Genomic DNA, 19,035 nt, shown 5'->3' on the forward strand with positions numbered 1-19,035 from the left:
CTAATATGTAACTTCCATACCATTGTCAGGGTCAATTGACCACTCATTATTTAGAACTGCCTGCGGGCAACTATCGATATCTCCTCCATCGAAGGGAGTGTATTCAACTAGTTTTTGGTTTTCTATTCTATAAGGGGTTCCTAGTACACAGACACTGGAATTTCCGTTTGTGTCTGGAGATAAAGGCTCGTTGAAGATTGCATCACCATGAACGATAATGGTATCTCCGCCTTTTAGTATAACGTGAGAATTAAAAAAGGTATCTCCTTTAATGAATAGCCCTGTATTACCTCTTAAGGTTACGGTTTTATTGAAAAAGGTATTACCGCTATATGTCTCCTCCTGTTTTCCACCTTTTAATTCAAAGTCTTCCAACTCAATATTAACGTAGGTGGTCTTTTCTGGGACCGATTCTCCGGCTCGTGATCCAGTACTCTTTTTTATAGTAAGTTTGCCTTTTAAAACCATTTCCTCTTTAACTGTTTTTCCCTTGCTATCGAAAGTGATTAAAATATAACTAGCTTGCCTGTTAATAACCGGATTCGAGATTTGATAGGAGTTGTCTTCATTAACATCCAGTGGCAAGTAGGCATTCTTATTAACTTCCCTCGCCAATGCCGCATTGAACTCCTGGTCATAATCCGGGACAGGATAATTTGGGTTCTCACTCAATAGATCAAGAGCATTTTGCACAGCTTGTCCCGCTTCGGCATTTGCATTTTCTACGATTCTTGTCAATAGCGCTTCATAATGGGCCACTCCCATTTCTGCAAGATCTGTGGCTCTATTGATTTCATCTGTCTTGTTGAACTGCTTTCGGGCAGAAAGCGCCATTCCACTCAAGGATAGGGCGAAGGTGAAGGTGATGGTGATAATCAGCAAAACCAGGACAAGCGCATAGCCTTTTTCGTTTTGCATCACATTCCCTCCCTAATATCTTTTAATCATTGTTTCTATTTCATAGGTTTGTCCGGTGTTGTCTTTGAGAATTAACTGGATCGATAAAGGACTGTTTGAATAGATTACTTTTTCACCTGTAAAAGGCTCAGGGTCTGGAGAACCTGCCATGATTTCTAGGGAATATCTGTCATCGCCCAAAATTTGCTCACTGGCATTTACCCGGATTTTCGCAGTTTGTTCCGCTGCATTGTAGTCGATCATATACTCATCGTACTTCAAATGATATTGCTTGATAGTGGAAATAATCAGGTTTGCTGACTGGTCCATATTATTTTTTTCCGAGATCTGATTATAGTTTTTATTGAATCCGAAGAACACTCCATAAATAAGAGCAGAAGCGATAAAAAGGATCGAAATCGCAGCAAGCAGTTCATATAATGTAAATCCGCGTTCGTCTTTCAAGATATCACCTTCTTATATAAGTAAAAGTCCTTGAAGTACTATCTGGGTTGTTTCGATCTTGAACAGACACTTCCACGCGAATTAACCCTTCTTCACCATTATTGAAACTGACGGAAATCTTATGTGTACTATTGAATGAACGATCCAATAGTCCCGCCAAGCTATCCTCACTGAGGGTGCATGGAAGACTTGGACATTCAGTGCTGGTGCTCAGTGTATCCTTGGTCAGCTTCACTTCTATTAAATTCACTATTTGCTGGACTGTCTGGGTTGTACTGATCTTGTCCTCATTTTTTTTTACGAACATTGCTGATTGTGTAAAGAAGCCAGCAAAAGATGTAAGAACAATCACAAGCAGTACAATTGACAACAAAACTTCCAGCAAGGTGATTCCGCTTTGGTCGTACAACTTTTTGCCCAAGTCATTGCTCCTCCGTCTATTAAATCTATTGGTTTTATTATACAATATAAGAGAGTGGAATTTGTCATAAAATAAGATGATAGACTGATATATTGCGGAATTTTGTAAAAAAGCAACAAATACAACATAGCGTGGAGTGAGACAATGGTAATCCTGATTCTTTTAATCCTGTCCTCAGTTTTGAGTGTTATTCTCATTCACTTCATTCCATTTGGCTTAGAAATCAGACAGAAAAAGTTAATTTCTGTCGCCGCGCCTGTTATTGGCTCTCTTGGAATCGCTTTTAGTTTCATTGCCACTCCATGGCAATCTATGCTGGTCATCATATTGTTGGCTGCCTCAGCTGGTTATGGAATGATTACAAGGGTAACTGAAACTGGAATTGAAGAAGGCAGACCAAGGGTGGCGGAAACGGGTGATCTATCAAAATTAGATGTTGATAATCATCTGCAAAAAACGGTTAACCAGGGCGAAAACATTGACTTGAATGAAATACCCGTCTCAAATACTCTCAACTCAAAACAGGAAGAAATACATATAGCTGAGGATATCTCATTTTTGGAAGTCAGAAACAATCAAACATTTGAATTGAGTGACTTAGAGGTAATTCCTGTCCTGAATTTCGAAGGTTCAAAAGACGAAGAAATAATTGCCTACGATAGCAAGACTTCTTAAATACAATCTTTTTACCAGAGGGGAATATATGTGAATTTGCGCCAAATAGTAAAAGTCTCTTTGATCATCATTGTTTTTTCACTATTTACCTACAGTTTCACTTATTTTGGTGCTTCAGCTATAAGCTCCCCAAAAAATGTGGAACCGTTATACTCTGAACATACTTTCATCGGGTCGATCGATGTATCGAACAAAACAAAAGATGAAGCGAAGGTTTTATTGGAAGCAAACTGGTCTGAATGGGCTCCTAATGCAAAAATGGCACTGCTGTATAAAGAGCATTCTTATCCGCTTATGGCAGAAGATTTAACCCTTTTAGCAGATCAGTCAATTAGCTCTGCTAGTGATGGGCAGCAGAATGACATTCTCATTCAGCTGGAACCTTTAAATGGAGTATTACCTGACCAAATCCATAAACAATTGAATCATAAAATGCTGGAAAACGATTTAACAAATGCTATTCAAAGTTTCAATGAGAACATTGTTATTGAGTTGGCGAGGTATCTCCCTCCCGAAGAACCAATCGAAGTTTCGGCGGTTTCTTACCAATTGAAGGATGAATATGAAGAAGTTTTAATTTTTATTGACTCCTTTCCATCTATTGAGCTGGGAGCCGAGTCACAGTTCTCGCTGGCCTCTTTCGTAAGGGACAGTGGAATGCCAGAGCTGACGGACCAAACATACAGCCAGATTGCGACTGCCATTTATCAGGCTGTCTTGCCAACGAACTTTCTCATATCGGAAAGGCATATAAGCAGGCAGCTTCCAGATAGTAGTGAACCGGGTTTTGAAGCAAAAGTCCAATTTGAGAGAAAAATGGATTTTATTATTTATAACCCCAACGCCTCGACTTATACAATTGAATTCGACTGGAAAAGTCCTAATCTGGAAGTGTCGGTTAAGGGAGCACCATTCTTATACAATTACAGTATTCACACTTTGGACAAGCAAGAATTTCAACCGAGGATGATCAAGCAATTTTCGCCTCTTTTAAGTGCCGGCCAAAAGTCTGTAAAAGTGGAGGGAAGTCCTGGTCTGTTCGTGAAGGTCGTTCGTGAAACCCATTCTGAAAAGGGTGAACTGATGAAAACAGAGGTACTGTCTGAAGATTTTTATCCTCCAGTCCACCGAATAGAAGTCCATCCATTAGGAATAGCTGCCAACGAAACTGGATCTGGAACTGCTGATGGGGAGGATTCAATCGTTTTACCTGGTGATGGTACTACTGACGTGCAGCCAGACCAATCCGCAGGAGAAACGCAACCTGTTGAAGATGAAAGGGACGATGAAGAAGCTGATACCGAAAACGATGGGCTATTCGGAAATCCGAATGAAGAACCAAAGTAAGCCAAAACACAGGAGTGATCAATGTGAGGCAAATGAGAAAACGGCTTGGCGACTTATTAGTCGAAACAGGGCTGGTTTCAGAAGCTCAGCTGCAAGCAACCCTTGCTGATAAAGCAGCAGGTCAAAAATTGGGAGATGCACTCCTGCAAAGAGGGCTGATAACAGAACAGCAGCTGATTGAAGTTCTCGAGTTCCAGCTGGGTATTCCACATATCAGTTTATACCGCTATCCATTTGATACAAAGCTTTTCACGTTGATCCCTAAAGAGATGGCAAAGCGTAATTTAGTGATTCCTCTGAAAAAAGAAGGGGAAAAGCTTTTCGTTGCGATGGCGGATCCAATGGATTTTTTTACGGTCGATGATCTCAGGCTGTCAACGGGCTTCCATATTGAAACCGCGATAGCAACCAAGGACGATATCATCCGTGCAATTAATAAATACTACGATAACAACGATGGACTTGATGATTTGATTGGCATCAGCAGCCCGGCAATGGAAACTGATCAGGAAGAGAATCTGACAGAAGCCGATTCTCCGGTCATCAGGCTGGTGAATCAACTGCTGTCAAATGCGTCTGCCAACAAGGCCAGTGATATCCATATAGACCCACAGGAAACGAAGGTTGTCATCCGCTATCGTATTGACGGAATTCTTAGAGTGGAACGTGTGCTGCCGAAGCATATGCAAAACGTGCTGATCGCAAGGATTAAGATTATGTCGAATCTCGATATCACCGAGAACAGGACTCCTCAGGATGGAAGAATCAAAGTCAATCTTGATTTTCATCCTATTGATCTTCGTGTTTCCACTTTGCCAACCGTTTTTGGCGAAAAGGTGGTCATGCGGATTCTTGATATGGGCAGCACATTGAATGACATTGAGAAGCTGGGGTTCAACACGCATAATCTCAACCGGTTTACGAAGATGATCTCGAAACCGAATGGAATTGTCCTGATTACTGGTCCTACTGGTTCCGGGAAATCTTCTACCCTGTATGCCGCTTTGAACAAGCTGAATAGTGAAGAGGTCAACATCATTACGATAGAGGATCCGGTAGAATACCAGATTGAGGGCATTAATCAAATTCAGGTCAACCCGAATGTTGGCATGACCTTCGGGGCCGGTCTGAGGTCCATCCTCCGCCAGGATCCGAACATCATCATGGTAGGTGAAATACGGGATAAAGAGACAGTGGAAGTGGCAGTAAGGGCCTCTTTGACCGGACATCTGGTACTGAGCACAATGCATACGAATGATGCGCTTAGTTCGGTTACGAGGATGCTGGATATGGGAGTAGAGCCTTTCCTTGTCGCATCTTCTTTAAGTGGAGTTGTCGCCCAGCGGCTTGTTCGGAGGGTGTGCCGCGATTGTGCAGAAGCTCAGGAGCCGACAAAGCGTGAAATAGACATTTTTTCTAAAAGAGGGATGTCGATTGAGACTGTGTGGAAGGGAAGGGGATGTTCTTCCTGTAATATGACCGGTTATCGAGGCCGGCTGGCAATCCATGAGGTGCTGTCAGTGGATGACGAACTTCGCAGAGCGATCATGAATGAAGAGCCTGTTACAGCTCTAAGGGAAATAGCAGTAAGGAATAAAACAATCTTCCTGATCGACGATGGACTGCTGAAAATTAAACAGGGACTCACCACGACAGAAGAAGTTTTAAGGGTAGCCATAACAGAATAAGCGGGGAGTTAGCATGAAGGAAAAAATTGAGCATTTGCTGAGGTCTGGTTTCGAACTTAAGGCATCAGATATTCACATAACTGTCGGCATTCCTCCAGTAATGAGAATTAACGGGGATTTAAGAAGATATGGAACGGATACGATTACTCCAGATGAAGTTGAAGAAATGGCCAAAGCCATCATCCCGGAAAATTCCTGGAATGTATTCAAATCAAAAGGTGAACTAGACTTTTCATACGGGATACCTGGCATCTCCAGGTTCAGGGTGAATGCTTATCATCAAAGGGGCTGCGTTTCGCTGGCAGTAAGGATTGTTCCTACAATAATTCCGACATTGGAGGAGCTGGAACTGCCAGATATCCTTAAAAGAATTGCCGAAAAACCACAGGGGCTGGTGCTCGTGACAGGACCAACCGGAAGCGGTAAATCTACGACGCTGGCATCACTGATCCAGTATATGAACATGACTATGCGGAAGCATATCGTCACATTAGAGGATCCGATTGAATATTTGCACAAGCATGGCAACAGCATTATCGACCAGCGTGAAATTGGTCTGGATACCAATAATTTCGCCAACGGACTGCGCGCAGCACTCCGCCAGGATCCAGATGTCATCCTGGTAGGGGAAATGCGGGACCTGGATACAATACAGACTGCGATTACCGCTGCTGAAACCGGGCATCTTGTACTTGGCACTCTCCATACTTCAAGTGCCCCAGCCACGATCAATAGAATAATAGATGTTTTTCCGCCGGGACAGCAGGCGCAGATACGGATTCAGCTCGCTTCGGTCCTTGTTTCAGTCATTTCCCAGCGGTTATTTCCTACTGTCGATAAAAAGGGACGCAGGAGCGCAACGGAGATCCTGATCAATAATGCGGCCGTAGCGAATTTAATCAGGAACGAGAAAATCCATCAAATCATCAGTATCATGCAGACCTCCAGAATTCATGGAATGCATACCCTTGAGATGGATATCAAGGAGCTTGTCCAGAGAGGGATTGTCTCCAAGGAAATTGCTGAACCATACTTACTGGAGAAGATGATTTAATATGGCTCGCTTTAAATATTCCGGACGCGACCGGACAAAAAAACGCTCTGGCACGGTTACGGCTGGTTCCAAACGTGAAGCATTGGAGAAGCTTCGCGAGGACGGAATCAGGACTACCGAGATTATCGAAGTGCCTGAAACTTGGCTTACAAAAGATATCACGATCGGAAATCCTGTTAAGCTGCAGCATCTGGTCATCTATTTACGCCAGTTTGCTACTTTGTTAAAAGCTGGAGTCTCGGTTGTGGATTCCACTAAGATTTTAGCGAAACAAACGGACAGTAAAGCATTGAAGAAGGCACTGATGGACATCGAAGCAAATCTACGGGAAGGGGTCCAGCTATCAGAAGCAACCTCCAAGCACAGTAAAATCTTTTCATCCATGTATATTAATATGGTGAAGGCAGGAGAAGCTGGCGGTAATATGGATGAGACGCTGGAACGGCTCGCTGAACACTATGAAAAGCAACATAACACCCGGCAGAAGGTAATCGCCGCAGTCAGCTATCCAGCCGTCATTGCGATACTGGCGATACTGGTAGTCATCTTCTTGCTGGTTTCAATAGTCCCTACATTCGTTGGCATGTTCGAGGATTTTGGCGGTGAATTGCCGGCCATCACCAAATTTGTTCTTGCGGCAAGCGAATTTATGCAATCCTTTTGGTGGCTGATCATGTTATTGCTTATAGGAGTTGTTGCGGGACTGTCGGCAATGAAGAAAAATAAGCAGACAAAATATTATCTTGATGTTGCCATTTTACGGATGCCGATTTTCGGAAAAATGATGCAAAAAGCAGTCCTGGCCAGAATGACAAGGACCCTTAGTTCACTATTTTCGAGTTCAGTCCCGATTCTGCAGGCGTTATCGATTGTCGAAAATGTGGTGGAGAATGAAGTGGTCGGAAGAGTCGTCCGGGAGTCACGTGACGCTCTCGAAATCGGACAATCGATGACCGGTCCCATGAAAAAACACTGGGCATTCCCACCATTAGTCACACAGATGATCGCAATCGGCGAAGAAACAGGGTCACTGGACGCCATGCTGGGAAAAGTAGCCGACTTCTACGAAAAAGAAGTAGAGACAAGTACGGACCAGTTAAAATCATTGATCGAACCAATCATGATTGTCATTCTTGCCGGACTCGTCGGAACAATCGTTACTTCCATCATGATTCCAATGTTCGACATATTCAATCACGTAAATTGATGTTAACCATAAAGAGACAATTATCTACACATTCTTTATAGGAAATTCATAATCTATCATTTATAATATGATTAGATATATATTCCAATAGTCATAGGTAAAATTAACTAAAAGGAGAAGATGAATATGTTGAAAGCAATCAAGAAAAAAATGAAAGATCAAAGAGGTTTGACTCTGGTTGAACTTTTGGCTGTAGTTGTCATTTTGGGGATTATTAGTGCGATTGCCGTGCCGAGTATTGGTGGATTGATTGATAATTCAAAGAAGGATGCACACGTGGCAAATGCACAGCAAATGATTAACTCAGCAAAAATGGCAGTTGCAACCGATGTGAATCTTCAAAAAGATACGAAGTACCTGACTCTAACTTTTTTGGAAACAGAGAATTTTTTAGATCAGGTTAAGGATCCGGATGGAAAAACGAGTAACTACCTTAAAGGTACATCAAAAGTTCCACTAGACACTGTAACAGAAACCGCTGTTGTTTCTTATGTTAAAATAGTTAATGGAAAAGTAACAGGAGTTAAGCTGGTTAATAGTACAAGAGGAGTTCAAGATAGCACAAAAGGTCCAGTTAAAGTAGAAGATTTGGAAAGAGGAGTAGTTAGAAATAATTAACTTTTATAAGGAAAACTTATGAGTATAATTCTTATTATATACGGCCTAATCCTAGGCTCCTTCTACAATGTAGTAGGTCTCCGTGTCCCAGAAGGAAAATCAATCGTGTCACCGCGGTCCTCATGTCCAAAGTGCGGGCATCAGCTGCGTGCGATTGAATTGATTCCGGTCGTTTCATATTTACTTCAAAGGGGGAAGTGCCGCCAGTGCAAGGTCGGCATTTCGCCCGTTTATCCTTTTTTTGAGCTTTTGACAGGTCTGATGTTTGCGGGTGCCTATCTTTTGCTTGGCTGGAGCGGTGAATTGGTCATCGCACTGACTTTGATTTCATTATTCATCATCATTACGGTGTCCGACCTTGCGTACATGATGATCCCTGATAAGGTGCTGCTTGTATTTGCGGGTATTTTTATTATCGAGCGTATAATTATTCCTCTATCACCCTGGTGGGACTCATTCGCTGGGGCAGTTGCGGGATTCATGATCCTCTTGTTTATTGCCCTCATCAGCAAAGGGGGAATGGGTGGCGGCGATATCAAGCTTTTTGCGTTGATTGGGTTCGTGGTTGGTTTTAAGACCATGCTTCTATCCTTCTTCTTTGCTACCTTTTATGGCGCTTTCTTTGGCATTGCTGCCATGCTGCTTGGATATGTAAAAAGAAAGCAAGCAATTCCATTCGGCCCGTTCATTGCCCTTGGTACTCTAACAGCCTATTTCTATGGTGCAGAAATCTTAGGATGGTATCTTCAACTTTTCGTGATTGCCTTGTAAATAAGCAATTAATTTAAGTCCAAGATCTTCACCATTAAAAGTACAGTCATACATTAAGGAGTTTCAATCATGGCATTTTCCTTATTTTCCAGCAGAAACAAGATTGTCAATATCGTGCTCAATGACCATTCAATTCGTTTTGTGGAGCTAAAACAGAAGAACCCGGTCATAGTGAATCATTATGGACAGAGGTACTTACCGCCAGGAATTATTTCAGATGGGAAAATCCTTGATTTTGCCACCTTATCCAATATAGTGGATGAATGCATAGCTGAATGGAAAATAGCCAAAAGGGAGATTCGCTTCATCGTACCAGATTCCCTTGTCATTATCAGGAAGGTAAGTATTCCTGGGGATGTCAAAGATGATGAAATTGATGGCTACTTATATTTGGAACTCGGTTCAACCATCCATTTGCCTTTTGAAGATCCCGTATTTGATACAATTAAACTAGGTACAGATAATAATAAACAAGAGATTCTCTTATTCGCTGCCCCGGAAAAATACATACTTGAGTTTGAGGACTTATTTAAAAATGTCAAACTTAAGCCGGTGGCAGCTGATATTTCACCGCTGGCTATCTACCGACTCTATCATCAACAAGACATGGCGGTGAGAAATGAGGTATTGCTTACTGTTCAATTCGACCTAGACGTTGTCAGTTTGTGTATATTTGAAGAGCAAATCCCAGTTTTTATGCGTCATATCCCAGGTGATTTAAAGGATAGCTGGAAGCTATCACTTCGGAGAGAGGGTCATTCGAATCCAGAACTCGTTTATGATGGTGAAGTATCCGATATTATATTCCAGCTTGAGGAAATCTATCGGGATATTGCGAAACTAATGGATTTTTATCGGTTTTCCCTGACACAGGGAAAAAAAGAGGTAACAAAACTTTTAGTAAATGGTGACCATCCGATGCTGGACCGGGCTATTGCCGATATGACCGATCGGTTTGGAATGTCTGTATCAACAATCAATCTGAAAGCAACTGGCTCGAAATCAGAAGAATTGCCAGTTGCGTTTAATCTTGCTCTTGGGCTTGGCTTGAAAGAGGTGTAATAATGCTGGTTGAGATTAATCTTTTACCAAAAAAAGAGCATAGAAAGTCATCACAGCTTATTATTGCCGCGGTTCCCCTTTTGTTCATAGCGATAACTATTTCTATTATTTATCTTCAGGGAAGCAGCTATGAATATGAAATGAAACAAGTCGATCAGAAAATCTCTAGTCTGCAAAAATTGAATAATCTCCAGCAGGAAAAATTGGCTGAAGAAAATGCCGGAAATTCATTAGTCAAACTTCAGGAAGCGGTCCAATGGGCAGAGAAATACCCGGTGCAAACAGTACCTATTCTGCGGAACATCATTTCCTTGCTGCCTGAACGCGGATTTATCCAGAACTTTGAATATAGCAACATGGATTCTATTCTTGTCACGATTCAATATGATGCTTCAAGGGACGCTGCCTTTTACCTGAGCTCCTTGAAACAATCGGAATGGGTCAGACAAGCTGAATTGCTGAATGTGGTAGCACTTGAGCTTTCAGATGGTGCTGAAGAAAACAATTCTTCTGATGGTACAACACTTCCGCGCTATAGTGCGGATTATAAAATTGTATATCGGCCGGAATTTTTCAAACCGGAAGCGGGCGAAGGAGGAGATGGCTCATGAACCTTCGGCTGGAAAAAAAACATTATATGATCCTTTTTGCAGCAGCAGTCGTCTCTATTTTTGTTTATCTAATTGCTTTTTATTTATATTTGAATCCCTTGAATACTAGCTTGGCGTTAAAGGAAAGCCAGTTGAAAATGGAGCAAGAGCTGAATGCAACATTGGAAGCAAGACTTGCTACAGTAAATGAAACAGACTTTAGCAGTACAGCTGAGTTGCAAAAAAGGCTCCCGGTTGACCCAATGGTAGAGCAGTTAGTTCTTGACATAGAGAAAGCAGAAGTGATTTCCAACAGCTTTGTCTCTTCGATCGAATTCAATGCTGAGCAACAGGCGGGAGTTCCATTGGAGCAGGAAACAACATCTGAAGAACAGGTTGAGCAACTAAATAATGACTCTGAGGATCAGGTTGAAAGCACTATAGCAGAGGTGCCAGTATCGAATTCGCAAACAATGGTTCCCGATGGCCTGTTAAAAACATCTGTCGAAATCAATGTTAAAGCAGAGAATTACTTTAGCCTCGAGAAATTCATAGAAACGTTAGAATCCTTAATGCGCATTGTGGTCGTAGAATCTATTTCTTTTAGTGGGCCGCAAGAAAGTTTCGTAGTATCAGATGAAGAAGTGCCGATTGAAATGTCGTTATCGATCAACTCGTTTTATTTTCCGGAACTTGCAGACTTGATGGACTACAACCCAAAAATCCAGGCACCCGAACCTGCCAACAAACGCAACCCATTCCCGACTTTCGGCGATTATTCAGAGGATAATCTTATCGAACAAGAGCAGTCCGACGAGGATGAAACCGAGGAAACAGGCGAAAACTAATCTAGTAAAAAAATTGACGAAAGCATTCTATAACAAGACGACAAAAGTCTTGTTATTTTTTTTTGCCATTATGATAGGATGAAGCAAACACGAACGGGCAGGGGGAGGTACAAGCATTGGACAAGCAAGGAAAGACTATTACAATCAAGATTAATGGCAAGGACCGTCCGATTCAGGCAGACAAAAGGATGCAGGATAATGGAGTCAGAAGGAAACATAAACAAGAAGGACCCAATGAGAGTAATCCATATGATCAAAAAAAGAGCAGCAACTACCAAATCAATGACATTCGCGGAGACCGAAACAAGGTCTATCCGCTGGAAAAAGAAGCAGCGCTGAATGAAAGTGCAGCTGCCCAGGAACAAACTGAGGAAAGCTTTGATTGGATTTTGCCTGATCCCGTAGACGAGGAAATCATAAAGGAATACAAAATCGCGCCGAAACAGGAAAAAAAGCAAAAAAAGAAGGGCATCGGTATTTCGGTTTGGAATACTAAATCAAAACGCAGCAATCGCCTTTATACGACAATCATCATGAATGTCGTTTTTGCCGTGTTGCTTGGGACAGCGTTTGGAGTGACATTCCTTAAATTCCTCCCATCAGAACCAGATACGGCTGCACCAGCAGCGACGCAGCCAAAAGCAGGGCAAACAGCAGAGAAACCGGCAGGAGGGAAGGAGTCGATTGAGTTAGAATCGATCCAGACCTTTATCGTCCAGAATGGTATTTTCACAACAGAGACTGCTGCGAAGGAAAGGGTGGACCTCCTTGCCGGCCAGGGAGTAACAGCTGAGTTATTTCCAGTGAATGGCCAATTCGCCGTCTATTTATCAACAGCGGGAAGCATTGAGGCCGCCAAACAACAGGCGGAGTCACTCAAGGCTAAGGGGGTTGATGAGGTGTACGCTAAACCATTTGAAATTGCAGGGAGCACGGCAGCAGGATTAACAGCAGCTGAATCCGAATTACTCCAGCAGGCACCGAAAATCTATACGATCCTGATGAACGGATCGGCAGCTGCAGCGGAAGAAGTTCAGAAAGTGGAAAAATACCAGGCGATGCTAAGCAAAATTGAAGATAACAGTGTTAAAGATCAAACCGTCCTGAAGGCGAAGGTAAGCCTAGAGAGGGCGGGAGCTGCGTTTATAAGCTACCAGAAAACGAAGGATGCCAATCAGCTTGCGGAAATGGAAAAAAGCCTTCTCGCATTCCTTTCTGCATACCAGACTATAGGAAAGTAATATACCAGAATATTTTCCGGGAAATCGTACAAATTAACAGAGCCTTCGGCAAAATGCGCCAGGCTCTGATTTTTTTTGCCAAACCGACGACTAAAGATTGTTACGAAAGGTGAACTTTGATAGTATTAGTTTGTATCTCCCTTTGATGCAAAAAGAAAAGAAAGGTGATTTTATGCAACGCCTCATTTTAGCCTCTTCTTCTCCACGGCGAAAAGAACTTCTTGAAAACCTCCGCTTGAATTTTGAAATCTCGAGCAGTGATGCAGACGAAAGTTTCAGTGAGACACTCAGCCCTGCTGACGTAGTTATGGAGCTTGCTTCCAGAAAGTCGGGAACTGTGGCTAAGGATTATCCTGATTGCTTCGTGATTGGTTCGGATACTGTCGTAGTGCATGATGGAACGATCCTTGGGAAGCCAGAAAGCGGACAAGAAGCCTTGAAGATGCTCAAGAAGCTGTCTGGGGACACCCATTCAGTCTACACAGGAGTATCAATAATCTCCCCTGAGAAGGAAACGCGTTTCTATGAAAAAACAGATGTGACGTTCTGGGAATTGTCAGATGAAGAAATCGACACCTATATAAAGAGCGGTGAACCATTCGATAAGGCGGGCGGCTATGGAATCCAGGGATTCGGCAGTATGCTTGTCAAAGAAATCAGTGGGGATTATTACACAGTTGTTGGACTGCCTGTATCCAGGATGATCAGGGAGTTAAGAAAAATCGGATACAACCTTCCTTATTAAAAGAAAACCACAGAAACTTCTTCTACACTTCCCTCGTCATAATCAATGACTGGGAGGAAAATCTATTGTCTACACATTCATTAATGATCAGAGATTATCCGCAAAATGAGCGGCCGCGGGAGCGATTTGTCCAAAATGGCCCCCAGAGCCTTTCCAATCATGAATTGCTTGCCCTGCTGTTAGGCACGGGATCGCGGGAGGAATCAGTCCTTCAGCTTGCGAACAGAATGCTTTCCCAGTTTGAGGGCCTCCGGCTTCTTAAAGATGCAACACTGGAAGAGCTGACACAAATTAAAGGAATCGGGACAGCAAAAGCGATCCATGTCCTTGCGGCTGTGGAAATCGGCAGGCGCATCGCCAACCATACCCTTGATGAACGCTATGTGATCCGCTCACCGGAAGACGGTGCGAAATATTTAATGAACGATATGCGCTTCCTGACCCAGGAGCATTTTGTCTGCCTGTACTTGAATACGAAAAATCAGGTGATCCACAAGCAGACGATTTTCATCGGCAGCCTTAACGCTTCGATTGTCCATCCGCGAGAGGTCTTCAAAGAAGCGGTCCGCAGATCAGCAGCATCCGTCATTTGCGTCCACAATCATCCCTCGGGTGACCCGACTCCGAGCAGGGAGGATATCGAAGTCACCAAGCGGCTTGCCGAGTCCGGGAAAATTGTCGGAATTGAATTGTTAGATCATTTGATCATTGGGGAAAATAAATATGTTAGTTTGAAGGAAAAAGGGTATGTATGATACTAGGATTTTGATTGACGTTGCGATATAATATAATTTATGATTTTTGCGGACAAGTTAAAAATTTGTCAGGAAATCTGCCTATGAACATTCAACTAATTTTGTTATAGATTGCCTGTTCTTTTATTGCATTTTTTGTTAAGAAAGGGAGATACAAATATGTTTGGGATTGGTACAAGAGACCTCGGAATCGACCTTGGTACTGCTAATACACTTGTTTATGTTAAAGGAAAAGGAATCGTTTTAAGAGAGCCGTCCGTAGTGGCACTTCAGACGGATACAAAAAATATCGTCGCTGTAGGAAATGATGCAAAGAACATGATCGGACGTACACCAGGAAATGTCGTCGCGTTAAGGCCGATGAAGGATGGTGTCATTGCTGATTATGAGACAACAGCGACAATGATGAAGTACTACATCAAACAGGCAACGAAGAATAAGGGCTGGTTTGCCGGCAAGCCGTATGTCATGATATGCGTTCCATCTGGCATTACAGCGGTTGAAGAACGAGCGGTTATTGATGCGACTCGCCAGGCTGGCGCCAGGGATGCTTTTACGATTGAGGAACCGTTTGCAGCCGCGATTGGAGCCAATCTTCCTGTATGGGAACCAACTGGAAGTATGGTTGTCGACATCGGCGGCGGTACGACAGAAGTCGCGATTATCTCTCTGGGAGGAATCGTTACATCTCAATCTGTCCGCATTGCGGGTGATGAGATGGATGACGCTATCATCAATTATATCCGTAAAACTTACAACCTGATGATTGGTGAGAGAACAGCGGAAGCAATTAAAATGGAAATCGGTTCAGCAGGAGACTCGGATGGCATTGAAAATATGGAAATCCGCGGTCGTGACTTGCTGACAGGCCTGCCGAAAACAATTGAAATCACGGCAGAAGAAATTGCCAAAGCATTGCGTGACACAGTATACGCCATTGTTGATGCTGTGAAGCTTACCCTGGAAAAAACACCGCCAGAACTTGCTTCTGACATCATGGACCGAGGAATTGTCCTTACAGGCGGAGGTGCTTTGCTCCGTAATTTGGACAAGGTCATCAGTGAAGAAACAAAGATGCCGGTCTTGATTGCCGAAGATCCGCTGGACTGTGTGGCAATCGGTACCGGAAAGGCACTGGACCATATCGATTTATTCAAGACTAAAGCAAAAGAATCAAGGTAATAGGGAAGGGAAGCGGGGATTATCCACTTCCCTCCCTTTCTGTCATCCATTTTTATAGATTAGAGGTGTAAATCATGCCACAGTTCTTTTTTAATAAACGCCTGATAATGCTGCTTGTGAGCATTATTGTCCTCGTGGCATTGATTGGATTTTCTTTAAGGGAAAGAGAAGAATTGACATGGCCCGAGCAGTTTATCAAAGACTCGACCAGCTGGGTGCAATCCGTTGTTTCCAGGCCGGCCAATTATATCGCTGGTTTAATTGAGAACCTTCAAGACTTGCAAAATACATATCAGGAAAACAAAGAGTTGAAGAAACGCGTAGATGATATGGCCCGCCTTGAAGCGAAAGTATACTCCCTTGAAAAAGAAAACGAGGAGCTTCAGGAAATTTTAGATAAGAAAGAATCACTAGCAGACTATGAGCCAATCCAGGCTATCAGGATTGCCAGAAGTCCTGAACGATGGAATGAACTGATCATCATCAATAAAGGCGCTTCCAACGGAATTGAAAAAAATATGGCCGTTATCACATCAAAAGGCTTAATTGGCAAAGTCAAAAGCACAACACCATTTTCGGCAACCGTGCAGCTAATCAGCTCAATTGACCCGACTAACAGGATTTCTGCAATCCTGCAGGCTGACAAGCCGCTTTATGGCACGATCGAAGGATATGACAAGAAAAATGAGCTTCTTTTATTAAAAGGACTGCCATATAATGCGGAAATTGAAAAAGGACAAAATGTCGTCACCACTGGTATGGGCGGCATCTTTCCGAAAGATCTTCCAATTGGCAAGGTTGTCAAAGTTGTCCCTGATCAATTTGGCTTAAATCAAACAGCATATATTAAGCCCGAAGCAAATCTCTATGACCTGGAACATGTCATGGTTGTTAAAAAATCAATGATATCAGTAGACATAGAAGAAAGCTTGGAAGATAGTGAAGGCGAGGAGGAAGGCAATTGATCCGTTTCTTGCTCCCTGCTCTTTTCGCTTTTTTATTCATTCTGGAAAGTTTGTTTGTTGAATTGCTGCCTGCCGAGTTATTCAACAGTGACCGGATTCTTGTACCGCATTTCCTCATGGCAGGGATTTTATTTTTGACGGCGTACCTGAGCCCAAAACATGGAATCCTTTATGGGCTAATTTTTGGACTCCTTTTTGATATCGTCTACACGGAAATCATCGGGATCTATCTATTCATGTTCCCGTTCATTGCTTATTTGGCCGCAAACATGATGAGGATCCTGCAGACCAATATTTTAATTGTATCCATACTATCCCTGCTTGGCATTGTGCTTCTGGAGGTAGGAGTCTACGAGTTGATGCTGCTGATAAAAATTACTGACCTGGACTTTTCGACCTATGTTAAAATAAGACTAGTCCCAACATTGATTCTAAACCTTGCCTTTATCATATTGGCTGCCTATCCATTTAAAAAACAGTTCGAGAATGCTGCAGACTGGCTTAGAAACGAATAATAGTGGTAGTCTGTACTTTTTTTAAGGAAAAGTATTTTTACTCATATAAGCAGGCTGGATTTTAGAAAGCAGTGAGCAAGGTTTTTCAAATAAAGGAGTTTGGCGGATACTTGTCGAATTTCTTTCAGTAATATTAGAAATTACTTTTTATAGCAGACAATTGTCTTGCGCTTTTTGTTCTGAGGTAGAAAGTTTAACTTTTACACTTAGATTAGTGTCTAGCTCCAGCGCCTAGCCCCTCGAGACGTTTCGGTCCGGCCAATGAAGTCAAAGAACGACTTCACTGGTTGGCCCTCCAATGCTGATCGGGGCTGACCAAGGCGCTTGCGCTTTTCGTATGAGGTGAACATCCAGTATGAAGAAAACACAAAATGTGACAATAAAAGGAACAAAAGATGGACTTACGCTCCATTTGGATGATACTTGCTCCTACGATGAACTGAAGAAGGAGCTCGACAGGAAGCTTTCCAATTCTTCACGTGTCCAGGAAGAGCAGCAGCTGCTTTCAGTTAAGGTGAAAGTAGGAAATAGATATCTTTCAAAAGCTCAGGAAGAAGAGCTGAAAGACCTGATCCGGCAGAAGAGGAACTTAATCGTCGAGGATCTGGAGACGAATGTGATCACAAGGGAGGAGGCCGACAAGCTTCGTCAGGAAACAGAAATCGTGTCTGTTGCCAAAGTGATCCGTTCAGGACAGGTTCTTGAGATAACTGGTGACTTGCTGCTCATTGGAGATGTCAATCCCGGAGGAACAGTGAAAGCGACAGGAAATATATTTATCATGGGTGCTTTAAGAGGGGTTGCACATGCAGGTTCGGAAGGCAATAACGAAGCAGTCATTGCTGCTTCTGTCATGAAGCCATCACAACTTAGGATCAGTGATTGTATCAATCGGGCTCCGGACCATGTTCCCGATGAAGAAAACCGTGTGATGGAATGTGCTTACATATCGGACAGTCAACAGATTGTAGTTGATAGATTGCAAGTTTTAATGAAAAAAAGACCTAATTTAACTAGATTTGAAGGAGGCCTTTAAATTGGGAGAAGCGATAGTAGTTACATCCGGAAAAGGCGGAGTTGGCAAAACAACAACTTCTGCTAATATAGGTACAGCTTTGGCCCTTCAAGGCAAAAGAGTCTGCCTTGTCGATACAGATATCGGCTTGCGCAACCTGGACGTTGTCATGGGGCTTGAAAACCGCATCATATATGATCTCGTCGATGTAATAGAAGGAAGATGCAAGATCCATCAGGCCCTTGTAAAAGATAAGCGCTTCGATGACCACCTATATTTGCTTCCAGCGGCACAGACAAGCGATAAAACGGCGGTCCAGCCGGAACAAATGAGAAAATTAGTGAATGAACTAAAGCAGGATTATGATTATATCATCATAGATTGCCCGGCAGGAATCGAGCAGGGCTATAAAAACGCTGTTGCTGGTGCTGACAAGGCTATTGTTGTTACTACCCCTGAGGTTTCAGCGGTCAGGGATGCAGACAGGATTATCGGCCTGCTTGAAAAAGAGGAAAATGTTGAATCACCAAAGCTTGTCATCAACCGGATCCGCACCCATATGATGAAAAATGGCGACATGCTGGATGTGGATGAAATCACGACGCATCTCTCTATCGATTTAATCGGGATTGTGGCCGATGATGATGAGGTCATCAAAGCATCAAACCACGGAGAGCCAATCGCTTTGAATCCAAATAGCAAAGCATCCATTGCGTACAGGAACATTGCCAGGAGGATTCTTGGTGAGTCTGTTCCATTGCAGCAGTTGGATAATGATAATAAAGGCGTATTTTCGAAGATTAAAAAGTTCTTCGGTGTCCGCTGATCAAAAAGCATCTGAACTCGCTTGACCGAGGGCAGATGCTTTTTTTTATGTATGTATCATCTTAAGGTCAGTATGATTAAGCCATTTGGCTGCCCGCTTAGAAAGAATTCTGGGTACGAAAAAACGGTAAAGACCATGAAGAGCGGAA

21 protein-coding genes are annotated in these 19,035 nt (G+C 42.9%); 18 read left to right on the top strand and 3 right to left on the bottom strand.

Features of this window, described 5'->3' with window-relative positions:
- The 3 genes from J7E37_RS00190 to J7E37_RS00200 are packed head-to-tail and all read right to left on the bottom strand — an operon-like array spanning window position 1 to window position 1,783.
- Window positions 1–918 (bottom strand): hypothetical protein, encoded by a 918-nt coding sequence (locus tag J7E37_RS00190; protein WP_215021732.1) that lies wholly within the window; start codon window positions 916–918, stop codon window positions 1–3.
- A 12-nt stretch (window positions 919–930) separates the two neighbouring features.
- The gene (locus J7E37_RS00195; RefSeq protein WP_215021734.1) at window positions 931–1,362 is read right to left on the bottom strand and encodes a PilW family protein; all 432 of its coding nucleotides are present in this window, start codon (window positions 1,360–1,362) and stop codon (window positions 931–933) included.
- A gap of 4 nt (window positions 1,363–1,366) precedes the next feature.
- Window positions 1,367–1,783 (bottom strand): type IV pilus modification PilV family protein, encoded by a 417-nt coding sequence (locus J7E37_RS00200; RefSeq protein ID WP_215021736.1) that lies wholly within the window; start codon window positions 1,781–1,783, stop codon window positions 1,367–1,369.
- 144 nt (window positions 1,784–1,927) lie between these two features.
- On the opposite strand from J7E37_RS00200, the gene J7E37_RS00205 reads away from it, so the two are divergent.
- The 18 genes from J7E37_RS00205 (at window position 1,928) to minD (ending at window position 18,887) form a co-directional block, all read left to right on the top strand.
- Window positions 1,928–2,458 (top strand): hypothetical protein, encoded by a 531-nt coding sequence (locus J7E37_RS00205; protein WP_215021738.1) that lies wholly within the window; start codon window positions 1,928–1,930, stop codon window positions 2,456–2,458.
- 30 nt (window positions 2,459–2,488) lie between these two features.
- A complete protein-coding gene (locus tag J7E37_RS00210) occupies window positions 2,489–3,805 on the top strand; it encodes a VanW family protein (RefSeq protein WP_215021741.1) in 1,317 nt (438 codons plus the stop codon).
- 32 nt (window positions 3,806–3,837) lie between these two features.
- A complete protein-coding gene (locus J7E37_RS00215) occupies window positions 3,838–5,493 on the top strand; it encodes a GspE/PulE family protein (RefSeq protein WP_214778690.1) in 1,656 nt (551 codons plus the stop codon).
- Window positions 5,494–5,506: 13 nt separating this feature from the next.
- Window positions 5,507–6,547 (top strand): type IV pilus twitching motility protein PilT, encoded by a 1,041-nt coding sequence (locus J7E37_RS00220; protein WP_215021744.1) that lies wholly within the window; start codon window positions 5,507–5,509, stop codon window positions 6,545–6,547.
- 1 nt (window position 6,548) lies between these two features.
- Window positions 6,549–7,754 carry a type II secretion system F family protein gene (locus tag J7E37_RS00225; RefSeq protein ID WP_214777979.1) on the top strand — a complete coding sequence of 402 codons (1,206 nt, stop codon included), beginning with the start codon at window positions 6,549–6,551 and terminating at the stop codon, window positions 7,752–7,754.
- A gap of 126 nt (window positions 7,755–7,880) precedes the next feature.
- Window positions 7,881–8,372, top strand: a complete 492-nt coding sequence (locus J7E37_RS00230) for a type II secretion system protein (protein WP_215021746.1) — start codon at window positions 7,881–7,883, stop codon at window positions 8,370–8,372.
- A gap of 18 nt (window positions 8,373–8,390) precedes the next feature.
- Window positions 8,391–9,143: a prepilin peptidase gene (locus J7E37_RS00235; protein WP_215021748.1), complete on the top strand. Its 753-nt coding sequence runs from the start codon at window positions 8,391–8,393 to the stop codon at window positions 9,141–9,143.
- A 69-nt stretch (window positions 9,144–9,212) separates the two neighbouring features.
- Window positions 9,213–10,205, top strand: coding sequence for a type IV pilus biogenesis protein PilM (gene pilM / locus J7E37_RS00240; RefSeq protein WP_214777983.1), 993 nt, complete (start codon window positions 9,213–9,215; stop codon window positions 10,203–10,205).
- 2 nt (window positions 10,206–10,207) lie between these two features.
- Window positions 10,208–10,816 (top strand): PilN domain-containing protein, encoded by a 609-nt coding sequence (locus J7E37_RS00245; RefSeq protein WP_215021750.1) that lies wholly within the window; start codon window positions 10,208–10,210, stop codon window positions 10,814–10,816.
- The gene (locus tag J7E37_RS00250) at window positions 10,813–11,643 is read left to right on the top strand and encodes a hypothetical protein (protein ID WP_215021752.1); all 831 of its coding nucleotides are present in this window, start codon (window positions 10,813–10,815) and stop codon (window positions 11,641–11,643) included. The genes J7E37_RS00245 and J7E37_RS00250 overlap by 4 nt, the downstream gene beginning before the upstream one ends.
- Before the next feature lie 116 nt (window positions 11,644–11,759).
- Window positions 11,760–12,884: an SPOR domain-containing protein gene (locus J7E37_RS00255; RefSeq protein ID WP_215021756.1), complete on the top strand. Its 1,125-nt coding sequence runs from the start codon at window positions 11,760–11,762 to the stop codon at window positions 12,882–12,884.
- A 172-nt stretch (window positions 12,885–13,056) separates the two neighbouring features.
- Window positions 13,057–13,629: a Maf family protein gene (locus J7E37_RS00260; protein ID WP_214777991.1), complete on the top strand. Its 573-nt coding sequence runs from the start codon at window positions 13,057–13,059 to the stop codon at window positions 13,627–13,629.
- A gap of 83 nt (window positions 13,630–13,712) precedes the next feature.
- Complete coding sequence (radC, locus tag J7E37_RS00265) at window positions 13,713–14,384, top strand: RadC family protein (protein ID WP_192471542.1); 672 nt, start codon at window positions 13,713–13,715, stop codon at window positions 14,382–14,384.
- A gap of 159 nt (window positions 14,385–14,543) precedes the next feature.
- Complete coding sequence (locus tag J7E37_RS00270; RefSeq protein WP_214777993.1) at window positions 14,544–15,566, top strand: rod shape-determining protein; 1,023 nt, start codon at window positions 14,544–14,546, stop codon at window positions 15,564–15,566.
- Window positions 15,567–15,640: 74 nt separating this feature from the next.
- A complete protein-coding gene (gene mreC, locus J7E37_RS00275) occupies window positions 15,641–16,531 on the top strand; it encodes a rod shape-determining protein MreC (RefSeq protein WP_214777995.1) in 891 nt (296 codons plus the stop codon).
- Window positions 16,528–17,046, top strand: coding sequence for a rod shape-determining protein MreD (gene mreD / locus J7E37_RS00280; RefSeq protein ID WP_214777997.1), 519 nt, complete (start codon window positions 16,528–16,530; stop codon window positions 17,044–17,046). Before mreC ends, mreD begins: the two co-directional genes overlap by 4 nt.
- Before the next feature lie 355 nt (window positions 17,047–17,401).
- Window positions 17,402–18,082 carry a septum site-determining protein MinC gene (gene minC, locus J7E37_RS00285; protein WP_214778000.1) on the top strand — a complete coding sequence of 227 codons (681 nt, stop codon included), beginning with the start codon at window positions 17,402–17,404 and terminating at the stop codon, window positions 18,080–18,082.
- 1 nt (window position 18,083) lies between these two features.
- Entirely contained in the window at window positions 18,084–18,887 is an 804-nt protein-coding gene (gene minD / locus J7E37_RS00290) for a septum site-determining protein MinD (RefSeq protein WP_192471519.1), read from the top strand.
- Window positions 18,888–19,035 lie beyond the last annotated feature (148 nt).

The sequence above is a fragment of the Bacillus sp. ISL-39 genome (assembly GCF_018613295.1).
Lineage (GTDB): Bacteria > Bacillota > Bacilli > Bacillales > Cytobacillaceae > Mesobacillus.